Consider the following 18,638-nt stretch of genomic DNA (forward strand, 5'->3'; position numbering starts at 1 on the left):
AGGTAAACGTCAGAACAAGTCCTTTTTAGGGACTTGTGGGAGCCAAGATGGCAGGTAAGCACCGGAGCAAGTCCCTAATAGGGACTTGTGGAGCTAAAGTTGCAGGTAAAAGCCTGAACAAGTCCCTTTGGGGGACTTGTGGAGCCGAAGTTGCAGGTAAGAGCCTGAGCAAGTCCCTTTGGGGGACTTGTGGAGCCGAAGTTGCAGGTAAGAGCCTGAGCAAGTCCCTTTTGAGGACTTGTGGAGCCAAAGTAGCAGGTAAAAGCCCGATCAAGTCCCTTTTGAGGACTTGTGGAGCTAAAGTGGCAGGTAAAAGCCCGATCAAGTCCCTTTTGAGGACTTGTGGAGCTAAAGTGGCAGGTAAAAGCCCGATCAAGTCCCTTTTGAGGACTTGTGGAGCTAAAGTGGCAGGTAAAAGCCTGAACAAGTCCCTTTGGGGGACTTGTGGAGCCGAAGTTGCAAGTAAGAGCCTGAGCAAGTCCCTTTTGAGGACTTGTGGAGCTAAAGTGGCAGGTAAACGTCAGAACAAGTCCCTTTGGGGGACTTGAGGAGCCAAAGTAGCAGGTAAAAGCCCGATCAAGTCCCTTTTGAGGACTTGAGGAGCTAACGTAGCAGGCAAAAGCTCGAGCAAGTCTCTTTAGGGGACTTGTGGAGGAACCGGAGCTCCTCTGTTAAAGGGGCAAAGAGGTTTGGCAAAAATGCGAACTCAGTAGCTACCGTTTAAATTTGCAAAAGAACGTGGCAATCGATCAAAAATAAAAGTGGCAGCGCACAGATCACATCCCGTGCGCCGCCATTTTTTGTTTTGAATTAGGGAGAAAACGTAAGCTGACCTACTTATGGGGCTGTTTTCTTCTTAATACACGTTAAAGCGCAGATACGCGCATACTTACCAACGTGAGAGTCACAGGCGATAGCCGCGCGTATTTTTCCATCTGAGCAATCACAGGCGATAGGCGCGCTTTTTCCATCTGGAGAGTCACAGCTGGTACTGCGCATTTTTGCCATCAAGGATCAATGAATCAGCTTGGATTCCCTAGCCTTGCGGACCAGTCCGCTGCTCGCCCGGTTGATCGGCTTCTTAAGGACGATGCCGATTACAAGGGCAATGGCGGCGAATATTAGCAGCATCAGCAAATCCTGAATGACGACATCCCATAGGATGCCGCCAACGGCTTCACGCATCATGCTGATGGCATAGGTGAATGGCAGATATGGGTGCAGCGCCTGGAAGAAGGGCGGCGTCATCTGGATGGGGAACGTGCCCCCCGCGCCGGCCAGCTGCAGAACGAGCAGCACGATCGCCAGCGCCTTGCCGACATTTCCGAACACTGAAACAAGCGTATAGACGATCAGCATGAATACAGTGCTGACCAGAAGAGCGAATACGATGAACCAGTTCGGATCGGCAACGTAGGTTTTCAGCAGATACAGATCGCCAACCGTGACGAACAGCGCCTGCAAAAGCGCGATGGTGAGAAACGTCAGGTATCGTCCGAAATACACCTCCACACTGCGAGGACTCCTTTCCTCATCATGAACGTCGACCGTGAGCAGCGAAACGAGCAGCAGCGCCCCGACCCACAGCGATAAGGTGGTGAAGAAGGGGGACATGGCCGAGCCGTAATTGGGAATCGGATACAGCCGATTTTCCTTCAAGACAACAGGCTCGGCAAAAAATTGGCTTTCGAGCTCGAAGTTGTTTTGCAACAAATCGATAATCTCCTGAATATCCCCGCCTGCCTCCAGCTCGCGTATTTTATTGGCCAAATTCGTGATGCGCTGCTCCGCCTCCGGGAGCCGGCTTTTCGCGAGCTGTACTTCTTGACCGCCGAGCTTCAGGCCGGCCCCGGCATCCTTTAGAAGCTTCTGGATATCCGGAACGCTTGCCAGCGCCTTATTGAGCTCGCTCTTTACCCGCTTCGCCGTGTCTTCGCCTTTGTTGAAGGCACCTCGAATCGCCGGGCCGATCTCGCTGTCATACCGCGTGAGCAGAGTGCCGGTCACTGTGTGAATGTCATCTGCCAGCTTCTTCAGCTTGTCGATCGACTCTTGCGGCGGCGTGTCTCCTTTCTCAAGCGCCTCTCCGATTACGGTAAGAACGGACTCGGCGGAGGCAAGCCGAGCGGCGATTTCATTCAGCCGTTCCGCCCCCGAGGCGGCTGCAGGGGAGATGCTGCCGAGCCGCTGGAACAATGCGCCGAGTCGCTTGGCTGCCTCTGATCCGACCTTGGCCCGCTCTGTGGCGGCTCGGATCCGGCGTTTGAGCTCTTCGGGATCGATATCGGTCTGCCCGAGCGCATCCGCGGCTTGCGATATGGTACCCGATACTTGCTCGAGCACCTCCAGATCCTGCCGGATCGCGGGATCAAGCGAAGCGGAGGCCTCGGCTGCGCGATCTGCAAATTCAGCCAGCGCCCCAGCCATCTGCTCTCCTGTCTGCGCGATATCCTTGAGGCGTGGCAGCGCGGCATCGGCCTCCTTAACAAGGCGGCTGGCGAGCTTGATATCCTCTTCAGCCGTCTTGACCGCTTGATTCAGCTCAGGGAAACTGTCCTCCAAACGGAACAGCAGGTCCCGGACCCTGTTAATGGTCGGCAGCTCGTTCTTGATTTCGATGCCCAGCCGGTTGAAAATTTCAAAGATGGTTCCGTTGGCCGTTTTGATGAAGTTTTTACTAATCTCCTCCACGACGCCCGATGCGCCCTGTGCGGTCACTTTTGGGGAAATGGCATTGATCTTTTCATTCGTATAATACAGAATTTCGGCTTTGATCGGTTCATCCCCAAGGACGGTTCCAATGCGTGCTGAAAAATTCTCGGGTATGACGATGGCTGCGTAGTCATCGCCGCGGCGCACGCCTTGAACCGCCTTTTCGCTGTCCTCCGTGAACCTCCATCCCAGCTTTTCGTTGGTTTTCAGGGATGCAACGATTTCTTTACCGAGATTAATCGGCTGATCGCGCAATGTGGTGCCTTTATCCAGATTGGCTACGGCAATCGAAATGCCCGATGTCTGGGCGTAGGGATCCCATGAGGCAAGGATGTTAAACCATGCGTACAGCGAGGGAAGGACCGCAAGCCCGAGAATGATGACGGATGCGGCCCAGTTTCGGGTTATTCTCCTGAGATCGGCTGCATAGATATGGAAGATATTCTTCATAAAAGCTCCTGCCTTGTCCGTATTTGGAGCTTAGTATGGCTTATAAACGATTTTGGGATACCGCCCCGATCCGTGAAGCGAGATCCTGAATAAAGGCAGCCGAATCGAATGCCAGCATGCACTCGTATCCTCTGCACAAATACTTGATTTCGAATCCGGCGGCGGTACGGCTGCGGCCCAGGATGCGTATGCCGCGGCGCCGCATCTGCTGTCGGGCCGCCCAGAGCCGGTCCGCGTTGTCTTTGCCGGCATGCCGGAGGAGGAGAGCATACAGGTCAGCCAGCTTGAGCTCGAGGGTTGGCAGCAGACGAATATCGCGTTTAAGCACGGATTCAAGGACCGCATGCAGCATGTAGTCTTGAATGAGGGCTTCGTCCTCCCGGGTGGGAAGGGGGGGAGCCGACCGTTTCATGAGCGACACATCCTCAACAATAGATTCAACAGGGAACATATGTTCTATTATACCCATGGTATGCCAATCGTATGCTTCCTGCAATCCATAATTTTTGCCAGAAGGGAGGGGCGGCATCGAAGGCATCAAAACCGCTTGATTTTTACAAAAGTTTATGTGATTTCCATTAATTGAATGCTGTCTGTTTAGCTTGCTGCTCTTTTGTGTTATAATACTGTTAGCAGTCAACTAAAAGAGAAAGGATCAGGATACCATGAGTCCCCGAAGGACGAATCCCCAAAGGACGATTTGGAAACGTTATGATCTCTCATACACATAGCTTCCTTCGTAGAGCGAAGTCGGACGTCTGAAGACCAGGACGGTCTCTACGAAAGGAATGGGAACTATGGTTCGAAGGATGAACTCCTCACGGTTGCCTCTGCGTAGAGATTGGCCTGTGTCTGACCAATCTACTACGACAAGAGGGATCCTGTATGAGGAAAAATCAAGAGTCGATTATCGCCATGTCGGCGATGATGTTCGGAACGTTTTTAATGGCATTTGCGTATTACCACATTAATTTTTATAATCATTTGACGGAAGGCGGATTTGTTGGCCTGGCGCTGCTCGGCAAGTATGTGCTGGATATTCCGCCTGCGCTCAGCATGATCCTGATGGATATTCCGGTATTGCTGATCGCTTGGTTTGTAAAGGGAAGAAAATTCATCATTCATACGGTTGCGGCAGCGAGCATGTTCACGCTCTTCTACGCGTTGATGGAGCGATACTCGACGCTCGTCATCGATCTTGGGAATAATCTATTGGCAGCTGCGCTGCTGTCCGGGGTGTTGACCGGCTTTGGTGCCGGCATCGTCCTCCGATTCGGCGGAGCTACGGGTGGAGATGACGTGATCTCTGTTCTGTTCAGCGAATGGAGCGGACTGAAGGTAGGAACGGTCTTTTTCCTAATGGATGCGATCGTGCTTCTCCTTTCCCTGTTCTATATGCCGCTGGTTGAAACCTTGTATACCATATTAGCCGTATCCATTGCGGGGCATATCATCACGTTGACGGTAACCTTCGGTACGGAGAGAACCGGCAAGAAGCAAGGCCCGAAGCCAGCGCGCTCCCAGCGAGCCGCCGTTGCGCCGAAACCTGCGCAGCATACGGTAAGCGGCCGGTGATGATCTGGGTGTACGAGAGGAAGGGGCGGTCTATGCTTGAGCCCCAGTGTGAAATGCACTTGTTCAATAAGCGAATCCATCATACAAGCAAAACGGCCTTTTTCCTGAATGTGATCGGGGGGAAGGCCGTTTAACTTGTACTGGCGTTATATTGGCGTCTTAGAGGCAAGGAAAATGCGAATACTGCACCGAATAAGAAACACAACCATGCCGATCGGATCTTGGTCTGCTTACGATAAAAAAGAAGACCGGTCTAAAGCTGCGGCAAACCTGAGCTTCATCCTGAACATCCGATATGGGGCAAAACATTATGGAATAGGAGGACAAATATGAAACGAATGCCATTTGAGCGTCCTACCGAGCATTACGATGAGGGGGTTTATCACATTGATGAACAAATTTGCAAGCTGCTAAAAGAACGTAAGAAGCTCTCAAACCAAAATCCAGGTTATCCGCCATTTGAATACATAGAGAAATGGGCAGCTGATTATGATTTCTATCCGGATTATTTAAAATTGGTGTTTGGTGCATTGTTAAACGAACAATATTTTAAACCCGTCGTAAAGCCGACCGGATTCAGAAAGCATATTCCCGTGCTGAAATCCGTGGAACAAGGGGAATTCTTCTATACCGTGACCTCTGTACGGCAATATGACAATGCAAGCGTAGTCACCTTCAATATGGATTGGGACGTAACAAACGAATCGGAACAATCATATGAACTGAAGCATTTCGAATTATATGTGGGGGATGAATACGACTGCAGCATGGATACCGGACGCAGTACCTCTGGTCATTCCTCGTTTAACTACATCATATCCCCGCCGCTTCCTGATCAAATCCAAGGGATGGAATTCATTTTCAGTGAGTTCAGCAGACCCTTCTCGAATAAACCAACAGGCCAAACAATCACGATACGAGCAGATTAATTTCCATTTCATGAATGAAACCAGTGGCTTGGGTAGTGAGTGTTTAGCTTTTCCTAGAATATTAGCGGGATTCGATAGACACAACCAATATGAAAAAAAACAAGTCCCGTTCTCAGGACTTGTTTTTCTATAAATGATATAGGTAGCGTAAACCATCAGGCTACTCCTTCTCATCCGGATGGTTCTCGTCCCACTCCTGGGCTTTGGCCGTGGCGATGGCAATCGCGCGGCCTTCATCGTAATCTTCCTCCAGCAGGGCGTTCGCGATTTCCACGGCTTTGTTCCGGACCCGGGGCTCGAGGTTTTTCATGGACGGCGGATAGTCATGCTTGCTCCAAGGCATCGTGAAATCCCTCCATTTATATGTTCGATTACTGTCATATTACCCGGTCGGGCCCGATATTAATCGGATGCAAAGACCGAAGACCCGCTTACTTCTCAAACAGCTGCAGGTATTCGCCGTAGCCTTCCTTCTCCAGATCCTCCTTCGGAACGAATCGAAGCGCGGCCGAATTGATGCAGTAGCGAAGGCCGTTCGGCCCTGGACCGTCGTCAAACACATGCCCCAGATGGGAATCGGCTTTCTTGCTTCTTACCTCGGTGCGCACCATCATGTGGCTAAGGTCGAGCTTCTCCTTGATGTTGTGCTCGCGGATCGGCCGCGTGAAGCTCGGCCAGCCGCAGCCGGCATCATATTTGTCGGTCGAGCTGAAAAGCGGCTCGCCGGAGACGATATCCACATAGATGCCTTCGCCGTCATGGTCCCAGAACTCGTTGCGGAACGGCGGCTCGGTCGCGTTATTCTGGGTGACCTCATATTGGATCGGGGTCAAGCGCTGCTTAAGCTCCTCTTTATCGATCGGCTCGGACCAATGGCGCTCGATGAAATCCTCCCTGCCGGAGCCTTTACGATACCGCTTGTAATGGCCCGGATTTTTTTTGTAATAATCCTGATGGTACTCTTCCGCCTCGTAAAACGTGCTGGCCGGAATAATCGGCGTTACGATCGGCTTATCGAATCTACCGCTTGCCGCAAGCGCTGCCTTGGATTGCTCGGCGAGCTCGCGCTGCTCCTCGGTATGATAGAAAATAGCGGTACGGTAGGACGTTCCGCGATCATAGAACTGCCCGCCTTCATCGGTCGGGTCAATCTGCTGCCAGAACAGCTCCAGCAGCTTCTCATATGGGAAGACCTCCGGATCATACGTAATTTGGACGGCCTCGTAATGGCCGGTCGTATCGGAGCAGACCTCCTCGTAGGTCGGGTTCTCGGTGTGGCCGCCGGTATAGCCGGACACCACCTTCAGGATGCCTGGCAGTTCGTCAAACGGAGAGACCATGCACCAAAAGCACCCTCCGGCAAACGTGGCCAGTTGACTTGGGGCTGTACGATTATCCATATTTTATCCCTCCATGCGTTCATTACAAGATGATGAAACCTTATGTTCTATTATAATCTTTTTTACCCGGTGAAACCAAAATTTCGTCAAACGTTCGCACGGCGCCGTTTCATGTATCGGTAAAGGACCAGACCGGAAGCTGCTGCCAGCATAATGGCTGCTGCTAGCAAGGCGAACAGAAGAGGCCGGTCCGCGAGGCCGCTTCCGAGCCAGGCATACAGAACTATTGCAGGGATCTTGCCGAGCGCCGAAGCGGCCGTAAAGGTCCAGAACGGAACCGAAGCAACCCCGGCGTATAGGTTCACACCCATCTGTGGGATGATCGGAAGCAGCCGTGCCAGGAATACCGCCCGAAAGGGATGCCGCTCCACGGCTTCCGTAAAGGCGTGCAGCATCTTATACTTGCCGAGCAGGCGCCTGCCGGATTCCCGGTACAGCGTCCGAACGCCAAAATAAACGATGCAGGCCGCCGCCGTCGTACCGAGCCATGTAACGATCGATGCCCATACAGGACCATAAGCGTATCCGAGCAAGGCAATGACGGCTTTATAGGGGACGATGGGAATCAGGGCCAGAAGAGCGGCCAGCAGCGTCATGAGCGGGAGGGAACGGTTCTGCTGAAGCCAATCCAGCAGCTCGTGGCGGAACGCAAGACCGGCTGCGAGGATTCCGGCATAAATCGCGGGAATCATCCATCGGCTCCATGTTTTCATAAATGTATAACCTCGCTTTAACAGACAACAGGAATAGGAATATGATAACAAACAAATGGACGGACCGAAAAGCTAATGCCAGTAAAAGAAGAAATCATCTCGGGGACCTTCCTGTCGCGGACGGCTGATCCCTTAAAGTGGCGGCTGGGAAGCATAAGGTAATTACGAAATCGATTTAAACCCCCGCTTTGTTTACATGGCCTTGAAGCGTTATAATGTCCTCATGATGTAGAAGGCGGCCATGGGCATGGCTGCTTCTCGGGTGAGGGGGAGAGAGAGAATGGATGCTGAAGGAAAATCCATGGAAGACCGGATCGTGGAATCCTACCGGCAGGACGAGGATATGATGATCCTTGTGTTTGCGCAGTGGTGCGTCAATCACGGCCTGGATCCGGCGGAGCTGTACCGGAAGGCGTATCCCGGACAGCCGGAGAACGAACGGCTGGGCCGCGTCCTGGAGCTGACGGTGCCGAAGGAGGAGGCTGGGGATATCCCGGACCAGACGGTTCTTGGCGTGCTGTCGATGTACGGCAATGACGATTTGGCAGTGGTCGTTGCCGAAGCGGCGGCCGCGCGGGACGCTCGGCCGTAAATCGCAGCCCTTGAGGGACGATAGCGCGTTTCTCGTCTATGTAACTAAAATGGAAGGACCGGCAAGGAGCAAATCCTTGGCCGGTCCTTTTTGTGTCGCTCGCAATCGATCGCTGCTTTAAGTCGGCGTCCGGCTGTTCATCCGGAACTGCTTCGGCGATTGGCCGAATCGGGAGCGGAACACCCGGTGAAAATAGGTGTAGTTGGCAAAGCCCGACGTTTCAGCGACGTCCTCCAGCGACAGCGGGCTGAATACGATTCTCTCCTTGGCCATGTTCAGGCGGACATCCATCGTATACTGCATGATGGTGGTTCCGAAGGTTTCCTTGAACAGGTGCACGGCTCGGGAAACGCTGATGCCCACATGCGCGGCGACGTCCTCCAGCTTGAACATGGAGGATGCGTTCTCTTCGATATAATTTTTCATGCGGTAGGCCAGATAGGTCTTCGGCGTGGTGGTCGGCTGCTCGGAGAGCAGACGGTCGACCTCCAGGCAGAGAATTCTAGCCGTGTAGTCCGATATTTCCGGATAAGGGTTCGAGACCCGGCGCTGCTCCAGAACGATCTGGCGGAACAGGCTCAAGTACCGCTCTTCGATCGGGACGCGGATTTTGGAAGGACGCTTCTTCGATTTCCACCAGGCATCCGCCCAAGGCCCCTTGAAAAAAATATGATAATCTCCGCTCTCAATCGTCAGCTCTCCCATGGCATTGACTTCATCGTCAATACGGAGCTCGTAGAATTGGCCCGGAGGAAAAATCAGCAAATCGCCGGCTTCGACGAGCGCAAGCTCGTCATCAATGCGGGCCCGGCAGCGGCCGTCGGTCTGCCACCGCATCAGGTAGGTGTCAAATCCGTCCGGCATCGTCATGTTAAAGGGCTTGCGATGAAATGAAAAATCGGCTGCTACGACTTGGTTCGTTAAATTGGAATCCATTGCTTACGTCCCCTTCTGAATCACACAAAGAAATGAAGAAAATAATGACCAGATTGTTCATGTTTCGATCATATTATTCATTTTAAACGAAAGCATTAAAGAATACCATGGTACTAGTCCGGGGCACATCTTACACTCAAGGAGTGACATCGATGAACAAAATGAAAGCAGGCATTATCGGCTGCGGCAACATCAGCGGCATTTACTTCACGAACTTGAAGAACAGCCCGTGGATCGAGATCGTGGCATGTGCCGATTTGATTATGGAGAACGCTAAAGCGAAAGCGGAAGAATTCAACATCCCGAATGTTTATACCGTCGAGGAGATGCTCGCACAGCCCGACATTGAATTTATTATCAATCTGACGATACCGGCCAGCCACGCGAATGTGGATATCGCCGCTTTGGAAGCGGGCAAGCATGTGTACAGCGAGAAACCGCTGGCCATAACGCTGGAGGAAGGCCGGCGGGTGCTGAACCTTGCCGATGAGCGGGGGCTTCGCGTTGGCTGCGCGCCGGACACGTTCCTTGGCTCCGGGGTTCAAACAGCCAAGGCGGCTATTGAGTCCGGAAAGATCGGACGGCCGATCGCCGCTACGGCATTCATGATGGGATCCGGGCCGGAAGCCTGGCACCCGAACCCGGAATTTTTCTATGCTGCGGGCGGAGGCCCGATGATGGATATGGGACCTTATTACGTATCGGCATTGGTCGAGCTGCTTGGTCCTGCACGCCGTGTCAGCGCTTCGACCGGCATCCAAATCCCGGATCGGACGGTTGGCTCGGGCCCGCTTCAAGGCAAGCCTATCCACGTGCAGACGCCGACGCATTTGGCGGGAACGCTTGATTTTGAGAACGGTGCCATCGGCACGATGATCACAAGCTTCGATATCTTCGGCGGTTCTAATCTGCCTTGGATCGAAATTTATGGAACCCAGGGCACGCTCAGCCTTGGCGATCCGAACTTCTTCAACGGTGAAGTGAAGCTGAAGAGACACGGCTCTGACGCATGGGAAGTGCTGGAACCGGTCTTTGAATGCGGCACGAACGAGCGCGGGCTTGGCATCAACGACATGATCCAATCGATTCATGAGCAGAAGGACCATCGCTCCAGCGGCCGTATGGCCTATCATGTGCTGGAGATTATGCAGTCGTTCCAGCAGTCCTCGCTCGAAGGAAGACATATCGTTCTGAAGAGCACGTACCGTTACGGCAGCCTTCCGGCTCCGCAGCAGGCCGAATCCGCCGAATAACGGCCTGAAAGGCTTAGGACCATGATATGGTTTGCTTCATCCAGGAGGGCCGATGGTCCCTTTGTGTCCAATGAGTCCATCGTGAACTGGAATCCCGGCCCATCATCCTGTACACTTGGTCATGAAGCAAGCATATAAGCTTATGAAGGCGCATGCGCGAAAGAGCTTCACCCGCGCAATCACCGAATGTAAGCGTTACACCATCGCTATCATTATTTTCTAAGATGAATTCACAGGGGAGGAAACGGACATGTCGAAAACATTACGAATCGGTATTATCGGCTGCGGCGGGATTGCCAACGGCAAGCATATGCCAAGCTTGAAAAAGCAGGCGCAGGCCGAGATGGTTGCCTTCTGCGACATTCTGGTCGAGCGTGCCGAGAAAGCGGCTGCCGAGTACGGCGCTGAAGGAGCCAAAGTCTATTCCGACTACCGGGAGCTTCTGAAAGACGAAAGCATCGACGTTATTCATGTGTGCACGCCGAATGATTCCCACTCCGAGATCACGGTAGCGTCCCTGGAAGCCGGCAAGCACGTGATGTGCGAGAAGCCGATGGCGAAGACCGTTGCCGAGGCGAAGCTGATGCTGGAGGCCGCGGAGCGTACGGGCAAGAAGCTGACGATCGGTTATAACAACCGCTTCCGCAACGACAGCATGTATCTTAAGGGAATCTGCGAGAATGGCGAGCTTGGCGATATCTATTACGGCAAAGCGCTTGCCCTTCGCCGCCGCGCTGTTCCGACCTGGGGCGTATTCCTTGATGAAGAGAAGCAAGGCGGAGGGCCGCTGATCGATATCGGCACCCATGCGCTTGACTTGACGCTGTGGCTGATGGACAACTACAAGCCGAAGAGCGTGCTCGGTTCGACCTTCCACAAGCTGGGACAGCGCGAGAATGCAGCCAACGCCTTCGGTCCTTGGGATCCGAAGCAATTCACGGTCGAGGACTCCGCATTCGGCTTCATCACCATGGAGAATGGCGCAACCATCCAATTGGAATCCAGCTGGGCGCTCAACGTGGTGGAATTCGGGGAAGCCAAGACGATTCTTGCCGGCACGGAAGGCGGCGCTGATATGCAGGACGGCCTTCGCATTAACGGCGAGAAAATGAGCAGACTGTACGAAACGAAAATCGACCTGAACGCCGGCGGAGTGGCATTCTATTCCGGCACCAGCGAAAGCGATGCCGATCGTGAAGCGAGAATGTGGCTTGAAGCGATCATCGAAGACAAGGATCCTGTCGTTAAGCCGGAGCAAGCCTTCGTGGTCACGCAAATCTTGGAAGCTATCTATGAGTCGGCGAAGACCGGCAAAGCGGTTTACTTCGACAACTAAGTTCTAAATGATCACCACATACTTAATACTTTTTGAAAAAACAGGAGGTATACAATGAAACTAGGCGTATTTATGGTATTGCTGAGCGGACGTAAATTTGAGGATGCACTGGATTACGTGGCTTCCAAAGGCCTGAAGGCGGTTGAGATCGGCACGGGCGGATACCCGGGCAATGCTCACTGCAATCCGGCCGAGCTTCTCGAGAACGAAACTGCGCTGAAAAACTTCAAGAATGCCGTAGAATCCCGCGGCTTGATCATAAGCGCGCTCAGCTGCCACGGCAACCCGCTTCACCCACAGAAAGCGGTAGCAAAGGAGTTCCATGACGTATTCGTTAAAACCGTTGAGCTTGCAGAGAAGCTGGAAGTACCGGTCGTTAACACCTTCTCGGGATGTCCGGGGGACCACGAGGATGCCAAATATCCGAACTGGCCGGTAGCCCCGTGGCCTAATGATTATCAAGAAATTCTGACTTGGCAGTGGGAGAACAAAGTCATTCCATACTGGACCGAGTGGGGCAAATACGCTTCTGACCGCAACGTAAAAATCGGACTCGAGCTTCATGGCGGATTCTCCGTGCATACGCCGGGAACGCTGCTCCGCCTTCGCGAGGCGGCAGGTGAAGTGATCGGGGCGAATCTTGATCCGAGCCATATGTGGTGGCAGGGCATCGATCCTGTTCAAGCGATCCACATTCTGGGACGCGCCGGAGCCATCCATCACTTCCATGCGAAGGATACCAGCATTGATCCGATCAACGTGAACAAACACGGATTGACCGACATGCAGTCCTACGCGAATATGCTGGACCGCGCTTGGCAGTTCCGCAGCGTCGGCTTCGGGCATGATGTGAAGGAATGGGCCGATATGATGAGCGCCCTTCGCCTTGTCGGATATGACTACGTGGTGAGCATTGAGCATGAAGACGGACTGATGTCCGTTGAGGAAGGCTTCTCCAAAGCCGTGCAAAACCTTCAGCAAGTGCTGATCGAAGAGCCGCTTGGAGAAATGTGGTGGGTCTAACATCGTACAGCAGCAAGCGAATACGCAATTAGGGGGAACAGCAGCATGCTTAATGTAACCATTTGGAATGAGTTCGTACACGAGAAAATCCACGATGAGGTCCGCACCGTATACCCAAGCGGGATCCATACGGCTTTGGCGGAGGGTCTGCAAAATCCGGATTTTATCATCCGCACGGCAACGCTGGATCAGCCGCAGCACGGATTGACGGATGATGTACTGGACTCAACCGATGTGCTGTTATGGTGGGGGCATATGGCTCATGACCAGGTCAGCGACGAAATCGTCAGCAAGGTCGTCAAGCGGGTATTGGACGGTATGGGTCTGATCGTCCTGCATTCGGGACATTTTTCGAAGCCGTTCAAAGCCCTGATGGGAACAAGCTGCGATTTGAAGTGGCGCGAGGCGGGAGAGCAGGAAATCATTTGGAGCGTGAATCCGACGCATCCGATCGCTGCGGGCCTTACAGGTCCGATCATCATTGAGCATGAGGAGATGTACGGGGAATTCTTCGATATTCCGGCACCGGATGAGCTGGTCTTTGTCAGCAACTTCGAAGGCGGCGAGGTATTCCGCAGCGGGTGCACGTTCAAGCGCGGCCACGGGAACATTTTCTACTTCCGTCCAGGGCATGAGACGTATCCGACCTACTACAACCCTGAAGTGCTGAAAGTCATTACGAACGCGATCCGTTGGGCTTACTCCACAGCAGGCAAGCAGACATTCGGCAACAGTCAGCCGGTTCGTCCGCTGCCGGTGCTGGCATAAATCCCGATCATCGCAAAACGAGCCGAGCAAGGCATCTGCCTTGAACGGCTCGTTTTCTACTTTATAGCCGAAGTGATGCCATTCATTTTTTTATGGGTAAAGGATACAATATACTGAAGCATGGGGTATTTTAAATACTAGGTAGAATATCGAAATTTCACGCATCGCGGATGAGAGTGCAAGGGAGGGGATGACGGATGAAGGATACCCGAAGCGCGCCTGTAAGTCCGGAGACGATCGCCTTATGCAGATCCAGGCTTGCGCATGAGCCTGTCGAAGGATTTTTGCTGGGGAGTGGGGCCGTGCCGGCCAAAGTCATGTTCGTCGGGGAAGCGCCCGGGGCTACCGAGATTCAGGAAGGCATGCCTTTTACCGGCCAAGCCGGCCGGGAGATGGACGCCTATTTGGAGCGGCTGGGTCTCTCCCGCAGCGAGGTCTATATTACAAGCACGGTAAGGAGCCGACCGTTCAAGGAACGCATCATCACCCGGGCTTCCGGCGAAAGGGTGGTCAGCCGTTCGAACCGAACGCCCACGAAAGCCGAAATCTTGGCCCATGCGCCGATTCTGGACGAGGAAATCCGTTTGGTTCGCCCGCAATTCCTGATCCCGATGGGGAATATTGCGCTGCACCGGTTGATCGGGAGCCATGAAACCGTCACTTCGCTGCACGGGAAAATGATCGAAGGGCCCGTTCAGCAGGCGGCAGAACGTGACAATCCCGCTGCCGGCTATCGATTTTCGCTGGAAACCTATAACATTTTTCCATTGTTCCATCCGGCTGCCGTCCTGTATAACCGAAAATTGTCCCGGACCATCGAATCCGATCTGGATATTTTGGCACGGATATTAACGGAATAAGTGCTGAATTTATGGGAAAAAGGGGCCAGGTGGTTTTCAGCTTCCCGAAAATGTGTTAAAATGAAACATACTAACTAATCGTAAGTTTTTCGATCTCACGATAAACGAATAACTTTTTGAACACAAGGTGACTTCGTAAAGAGGTGAAAGGATATGGAAGTTACAAACATTTCGCTGTGTCCCCGCTTTGAATCCGCGTTTTCTTTTCTGGGTAAACGGTGGAACGGATTGATTATCCAGACGTTGATGAGCGGTCCGAAGCGTTTTAAAGACATCTCCAATCTGATTCCGTCCATGAGTGACAAGATGCTGTCGGAGCGGATGAAGGATCTGGAATGCGAAGGAATTTTGATTCGTCATGTGTACCCCGAAACGCCGGTTCGTATTGAATACGAGCTTACGGAGAAAGGCAAAGCGCTTCGCCCGGTCATGGAGCAGATTGCTTCCTGGGCTGAACAATGGGTCGAGAAATGATCCATCGGCGGCGTTCCCATCACTAGCGGAACCCTGACATGAGAACAACTCATATCAGGGTTCTTTTTTTATTTAATATCAGATCTATAAACGTTCCGGAGGATTTGCTGGCTGATATCACAAGAGAAACGACCGCGAAACGCGGTCTGTCTCCTTTGAGCGTGCGTCGGTAGACGTTATTCTTATGCGGCTAGATGGGGGATTGGAAAGAAAAAAACGGGAAAACCTAACCGGACATGCACCAACCCCGCCGTTCGTTTATATGATGTCAGTAGATCCGCTTGACGCCAGTCGAAGGAGGCGATCTTAATGATGGAACGCGGTTATATTTCCTATTTTCAATATGGACAAGAAGACATCGCCGAGCTTGCAAACGCTTCGCTCAAGGTTAGGCATATTGTGGAGAAGACTCGCCATATGCTGGGCCAGCATGCCGTTGAGGAGCGGTTGACGGTTTTAAAAGGAACAAGCCCAGATCAACCCGGACGGAGCGGAGAGGGTGGAGGCATGTTTCAGAAATGGGTGAAGGGTCCGCGCGGCTGGAAATTTATCGATTATGAGAAGTACGGCGTGCAGATCGGAGACAGACTGGAAGGCAGCGGGGCGAGGCGATTGCTGCAGATGCTCATCTGGTCGCATTATGAAAATATCCTCATGCTGCATCCGTTTATAGGCGGGGAGCCCTTTTATGACGGAGAGGAGCTTGAAGTGATCGGCAAGTATTTCGTGCCTACGTACAGCAGTGCAATTCCCTTCTTGCAGAGCGGGAAAGCATTTAAGGCGATCCGGGCGGGGATTCCGCTGTATCAGGAGCTGATTCCCGCACCGGTGGTCATCGCCGGGGCCCAGGGGGAAGAGCTTGCAGGCAATTGGGTGACCGGAGTGAACCTGAACGCTGCCGGATATGCGGGGATTATGCCCTATTTGAAAACGAACGGAAGACGGGAGTTCATGGAAGCCCGCATGATATAGGCATTCGAAAGGATGAAACCTTGCCTTCCTGTTGAGGCGGGGTTATTTTTGCTGAGTATTAAAAATTTTAACTAAGAGTGTGAAATATATCACAAATAATTCGGGCATAAGACGATATAATCAATTTGAAAGGATTGGATGGGGATAACGCAACAATACAGTGTGGGAGGAATAACCATGCCAGCAGCAAAAAAACAAAAGCTAGTGGTCATCGGCAACGGGATCGCAGGAATCAGCACGGTCGAGCAAATTTTAAAGCTTAGCGGGGCATTCGATATTACCGTGATCGGCCAGGAGCCGCACCCGAATTACAACCGGATTATGCTCTCTTATGTGCTTGAAGGCAGCAAAACGCTGGATGACATCGTCTTGAATGATTGGAAATGGTATGAAGATAACGGAATTACGCTGCATACGGGAACAAGCGCGCAGCGGATTGATGAAGCCGCCAAGGTTGTCATGACGGACAACGGGATGGCTGTTCCCTATGATCATGTCATAATCGCAACGGGATCCAAGCCCTTCATATTGCCGGTACCCGGCAGCGACAAAGAAGGCGTTATCGGCTTTCGAAATATCGCCGACTGCACCCGGATGCTTCAGGCAGCGAAAACGTACCGGAAAGCTGCGGTCATCGGAGGGGGATTACTGGGATTGGAGGCTGCCAAAGGCCTCGTGAGTCTCGGCATGGACGTGACCGTTGTGCATCTGATGAACGATCTTATGGAGAGCCAGCTCGATTCCGTGGCGGCGCAGATGCTGCAGCATGAGCTTGAGCAGCAGGGCATCCGCTTTTTATTAGGAAAACAGACGGTTGAGGTATTGGGGGATACGCGGGTAACCGGTCTTCGTTTCAAGGACGGCGATGAGCTGGACGCGGATTTGGTCGTCATGGCTGTCGGCATCCGTGCCAATACGGAGGTAGCGCAGGCGAGCGGGATCGAGGTCCGGCGGGGCATCGTCGTGGACGACCATCTGCGAACTTCGATGCAGGATGTGTACGCCGTCGGCGAATGCTGCGAGCACCGCGGCGTATGCTACGGGCTTGTTGCGCCGTTATTCGAGCAAGGACAAGTGCTGGCCAAGCGGTTATGCGGCGTGGACACCCCTCCTTATGAAGGGTCGATTGTGTCGACCAAATTAAAGGTTAGCGGAGTAGACGTATTCTCGGCCGGGGAATTTATCGAGCAGCCGGAGCATGACGTTGTTCTCGCCAAGGATGATTGGAAGAAAACCTATAAGAAAATCCTGCTCAGGGACGGAATGATCGTTGGTGCCATTTTGTTCGGGGATGTGAGCGAATCAGCCAATCTGCAGTCTTTGATACGAAAAAAGGCGCAGATGACCGACGACATCTATCACTCGATTATGGGCGGCGGCTGTGCCGGAAAAGGGGCGGACGCGGCGACGCGCATCGCGCAAATGCCTGACGACGAAATCGTGTGCGGCTGCAACGGCGTGACAAAGAAAGCGATCGTGGACGCCATCACGGTTCAGGGAATGACCACCGTGGATGAGATCAAGGCATGCACCGGGGCGACGCGGTCTTGCGGCGGTTGTAAGCCTGTGGTAGAGCAGATTCTCCAGAGCGTATTGGGAGACGGCTTTACGACGGCAGCCAAGCAGGGAATCTGCCCGTGCACGACGCTCGACCGGGATACCATCGTTGCGGAGATCCGGGCCAAAGGCTTGACCACCACGAAAGAGGTCATGCATGTTCTGGATTGGAGCAATCCGGAAGGGTGCTCGAAATGCCGTCCGGCGCTAAACTACTACCTGACCATGCTGAACCCGCTGACGCACCGGGAGGAGCGCGAGTCGAGGTTTGTGAATGAGCGGATGAACGCCAACATCCAGAAGGACGGCACGTATACGGTTGTCCCTCGTATGTACGGCGGCGTGACAACTCCGGAGGCGCTGAAGAAAATTGCGGACGTATCCTTAAAGTATAATGTCAAGGTCGTCAAGGTGACGGGAGGACAGCGTCTGGACTTGGTCGGCGTCAAGAAAGAGGACTTGCCGAAGGTGTGGGAGGAGCTGGATATGCCTTCCGGTTATGCCTATGCCAAATCGCTCCGGACCGTCAAGACCTGCGTCGGCTCGCAATTTTGCCGATTCGGCACGCAGGACTCGATGGGAATGGGCGCTTACCTCGAACGGAAGTTCGAGCGGCTGGACTTTCCGGCCAAATTCAAAATGGCGGTGAACGGATGTCCCCGCAACTGTGCCGAAGCTTGCACGAAGGACATCGGCATTGTAGGCAATGACGGCGGCTGGGAAATCTTTGTCGGCGGCAACGGGGGAACGAAGGCGCGGCTCGCTGATTCGTTCTGCAAGGTGAAGACCGATGAAGAGCTGATCGAAATATGCGCAGCCCTCATGCAGTATTACCGAGAGACGGGAAATTATCTGGAGCGGACTTCGGAATGGGTCGAACGGCTTGGTCTTGAGGCGATTCGCGAGGCGGTCCTTCATAACACGGAACAGCGCAAGGAGCTCGTGGAGCGAATCGAGCTGGCGTTGTCGCAGCTGTCGGATCCTTGGAAAAAAGTGCTGGAAGATGACAAGCTTCGGGATGTATTGTACCGCGACGTGCAGCCGGTCGTCACGACATAGCCGCTGCGATTCGGGCGAGTCCGGCATGG

At 53.2% G+C, this 18,638-nt stretch carries 17 protein-coding genes; 11 read left to right on the plus strand and 6 right to left on the minus strand.

Annotated elements, in window-relative coordinates:
• Positions 1 to 1,014 precede the first annotated feature (1,014 nt).
• Together NST08_RS10185 and NST08_RS10190 are read right to left on the minus strand one after the other, a co-directional pair.
• Complete coding sequence (locus tag NST08_RS10185; RefSeq protein WP_251536912.1) at positions 1,015 to 3,162, minus strand: YhgE/Pip domain-containing protein; 2,148 nt, start codon at positions 3,160 to 3,162, stop codon at positions 1,015 to 1,017.
• Between the two features lie 40 nt (positions 3,163 to 3,202).
• Positions 3,203 to 3,574 carry a hypothetical protein gene (locus tag NST08_RS10190; protein WP_007133090.1) on the minus strand — a complete coding sequence of 124 codons (372 nt, stop codon included), beginning with the start codon at positions 3,572 to 3,574 and terminating at the stop codon, positions 3,203 to 3,205.
• 473 nt (positions 3,575 to 4,047) lie between these two features.
• On the opposite strand from NST08_RS10190, the gene NST08_RS10195 reads away from it, so the two are divergent.
• Positions 4,048 to 4,737: a YitT family protein gene (locus NST08_RS10195; RefSeq protein ID WP_007133089.1), complete on the plus strand. Its 690-nt coding sequence runs from the start codon at positions 4,048 to 4,050 to the stop codon at positions 4,735 to 4,737.
• 329 nt (positions 4,738 to 5,066) lie between these two features.
• Positions 5,067 to 5,666 carry a hypothetical protein gene (locus NST08_RS10200; protein ID WP_007133087.1) on the plus strand — a complete coding sequence of 200 codons (600 nt, stop codon included), beginning with the start codon at positions 5,067 to 5,069 and terminating at the stop codon, positions 5,664 to 5,666.
• A gap of 160 nt (positions 5,667 to 5,826) precedes the next feature.
• On the opposite strand, the gene NST08_RS10205 is transcribed toward NST08_RS10200, so the two are convergent.
• From NST08_RS10205 to NST08_RS10215, 3 genes are all read right to left on the minus strand, one after another.
• Entirely contained in the window at positions 5,827 to 6,009 is a 183-nt protein-coding gene (locus tag NST08_RS10205) for a hypothetical protein (RefSeq protein ID WP_028407302.1), read from the minus strand.
• 88 nt (positions 6,010 to 6,097) lie between these two features.
• The gene (gene msrA, locus NST08_RS10210; RefSeq protein WP_007133085.1) at positions 6,098 to 7,066 is read right to left on the minus strand and encodes a peptide-methionine (S)-S-oxide reductase MsrA; all 969 of its coding nucleotides are present in this window, start codon (positions 7,064 to 7,066) and stop codon (positions 6,098 to 6,100) included.
• 86 nt (positions 7,067 to 7,152) lie between these two features.
• Positions 7,153 to 7,779, minus strand: a complete 627-nt coding sequence (locus NST08_RS10215) for a TVP38/TMEM64 family protein (RefSeq protein ID WP_245256268.1) — start codon at positions 7,777 to 7,779, stop codon at positions 7,153 to 7,155.
• Positions 7,780 to 8,059: 280 nt separating this feature from the next.
• Between NST08_RS10215 and NST08_RS10220 the strand changes: the two genes are divergently transcribed.
• On the plus strand, positions 8,060 to 8,371 hold the full coding sequence (locus NST08_RS10220; RefSeq protein ID WP_210095757.1) for a hypothetical protein: 312 nt from the start codon (positions 8,060 to 8,062) through the stop codon (positions 8,369 to 8,371).
• Between the two features lie 117 nt (positions 8,372 to 8,488).
• Here NST08_RS10220 and NST08_RS10225 read toward each other — a convergent pair whose 3' ends face one another.
• Positions 8,489 to 9,307: a helix-turn-helix transcriptional regulator gene (locus NST08_RS10225; RefSeq protein WP_007133082.1), complete on the minus strand. Its 819-nt coding sequence runs from the start codon at positions 9,305 to 9,307 to the stop codon at positions 8,489 to 8,491.
• A 152-nt stretch (positions 9,308 to 9,459) separates the two neighbouring features.
• Here NST08_RS10225 and NST08_RS10230 point away from each other — a divergent pair, with 152 nt between their 5' ends.
• From NST08_RS10230 to nirB, 8 genes are all read left to right on the plus strand, one after another.
• Positions 9,460 to 10,560, plus strand: coding sequence for a Gfo/Idh/MocA family protein (locus NST08_RS10230; protein ID WP_210095756.1), 1,101 nt, complete (start codon positions 9,460 to 9,462; stop codon positions 10,558 to 10,560).
• 250 nt (positions 10,561 to 10,810) lie between these two features.
• On the plus strand, positions 10,811 to 11,896 hold the full coding sequence (locus tag NST08_RS10235) for a Gfo/Idh/MocA family protein (RefSeq protein ID WP_007133080.1): 1,086 nt from the start codon (positions 10,811 to 10,813) through the stop codon (positions 11,894 to 11,896).
• 54 nt (positions 11,897 to 11,950) lie between these two features.
• Positions 11,951 to 12,919: a sugar phosphate isomerase/epimerase family protein gene (locus NST08_RS10240; protein WP_007133079.1), complete on the plus strand. Its 969-nt coding sequence runs from the start codon at positions 11,951 to 11,953 to the stop codon at positions 12,917 to 12,919.
• Between the two features lie 45 nt (positions 12,920 to 12,964).
• The gene (locus NST08_RS10245) at positions 12,965 to 13,687 is read left to right on the plus strand and encodes a ThuA domain-containing protein (RefSeq protein WP_007133078.1); all 723 of its coding nucleotides are present in this window, start codon (positions 12,965 to 12,967) and stop codon (positions 13,685 to 13,687) included.
• 197 nt (positions 13,688 to 13,884) lie between these two features.
• On the plus strand, positions 13,885 to 14,547 hold the full coding sequence (locus NST08_RS10250) for a uracil-DNA glycosylase (RefSeq protein WP_007133077.1): 663 nt from the start codon (positions 13,885 to 13,887) through the stop codon (positions 14,545 to 14,547).
• Between the two features lie 153 nt (positions 14,548 to 14,700).
• Positions 14,701 to 15,021 carry a winged helix-turn-helix transcriptional regulator gene (locus tag NST08_RS10255; protein ID WP_007133076.1) on the plus strand — a complete coding sequence of 107 codons (321 nt, stop codon included), beginning with the start codon at positions 14,701 to 14,703 and terminating at the stop codon, positions 15,019 to 15,021.
• A 309-nt stretch (positions 15,022 to 15,330) separates the two neighbouring features.
• Positions 15,331 to 15,993: a hypothetical protein gene (locus NST08_RS10260; RefSeq protein WP_007133075.1), complete on the plus strand. Its 663-nt coding sequence runs from the start codon at positions 15,331 to 15,333 to the stop codon at positions 15,991 to 15,993.
• A 177-nt stretch (positions 15,994 to 16,170) separates the two neighbouring features.
• Positions 16,171 to 18,609: a nitrite reductase large subunit NirB gene (gene nirB / locus NST08_RS10265; protein ID WP_007133074.1), complete on the plus strand. Its 2,439-nt coding sequence runs from the start codon at positions 16,171 to 16,173 to the stop codon at positions 18,607 to 18,609.
• The last annotated feature ends 29 nt before the right edge of the window (positions 18,610 to 18,638 follow it).

Origin of the sequence: Paenibacillus sp. FSL K6-1566, assembly GCF_038050475.1 — a bacterium.
GTDB lineage: Bacteria > Bacillota > Bacilli > Paenibacillales > Paenibacillaceae > Paenibacillus_AQ > Paenibacillus_AQ lactis.

Bases quoted from the DNA above. Each gene is read 5' to 3' on its own strand.
- NST08_RS10185 (WP_251536912.1), bottom strand. From the start codon at position 3,162: ATGAAGAATATCTTCCATATCTATGCAGCCGATCTCAGGAGAATAACC.
- NST08_RS10190 (WP_007133090.1), bottom strand. From the start codon at position 3,574: ATGAAACGGTCGGCTCCCCCCCTTCCCACCCGGGAGGACGAAGCCCTC.
- NST08_RS10195 (WP_007133089.1), top strand. From the start codon at position 4,048: ATGAGGAAAAATCAAGAGTCGATTATCGCCATGTCGGCGATGATGTTC.
- NST08_RS10200 (WP_007133087.1), top strand. From the start codon at position 5,067: ATGAAACGAATGCCATTTGAGCGTCCTACCGAGCATTACGATGAGGGG.
- NST08_RS10205 (WP_028407302.1), bottom strand. From the start codon at position 6,009: ATGCCTTGGAGCAAGCATGACTATCCGCCGTCCATGAAAAACCTCGAG.
- msrA (WP_007133085.1), bottom strand. From the start codon at position 7,066: ATGGATAATCGTACAGCCCCAAGTCAACTGGCCACGTTTGCCGGAGGG.
- NST08_RS10215 (WP_245256268.1), bottom strand. From the start codon at position 7,779: ATGAAAACATGGAGCCGATGGATGATTCCCGCGATTTATGCCGGAATC.
- NST08_RS10220 (WP_210095757.1), top strand. From the start codon at position 8,060: ATGGATGCTGAAGGAAAATCCATGGAAGACCGGATCGTGGAATCCTAC.
- NST08_RS10225 (WP_007133082.1), bottom strand. From the start codon at position 9,307: ATGGATTCCAATTTAACGAACCAAGTCGTAGCAGCCGATTTTTCATTT.
- NST08_RS10230 (WP_210095756.1), top strand. From the start codon at position 9,460: ATGAACAAAATGAAAGCAGGCATTATCGGCTGCGGCAACATCAGCGGC.
- NST08_RS10235 (WP_007133080.1), top strand. From the start codon at position 10,811: ATGTCGAAAACATTACGAATCGGTATTATCGGCTGCGGCGGGATTGCC.
- NST08_RS10240 (WP_007133079.1), top strand. From the start codon at position 11,951: ATGAAACTAGGCGTATTTATGGTATTGCTGAGCGGACGTAAATTTGAG.
- NST08_RS10245 (WP_007133078.1), top strand. From the start codon at position 12,965: ATGCTTAATGTAACCATTTGGAATGAGTTCGTACACGAGAAAATCCAC.
- NST08_RS10250 (WP_007133077.1), top strand. From the start codon at position 13,885: ATGAAGGATACCCGAAGCGCGCCTGTAAGTCCGGAGACGATCGCCTTA.
- NST08_RS10255 (WP_007133076.1), top strand. From the start codon at position 14,701: ATGGAAGTTACAAACATTTCGCTGTGTCCCCGCTTTGAATCCGCGTTT.
- NST08_RS10260 (WP_007133075.1), top strand. From the start codon at position 15,331: ATGATGGAACGCGGTTATATTTCCTATTTTCAATATGGACAAGAAGAC.
- nirB (WP_007133074.1), top strand. From the start codon at position 16,171: ATGCCAGCAGCAAAAAAACAAAAGCTAGTGGTCATCGGCAACGGGATC.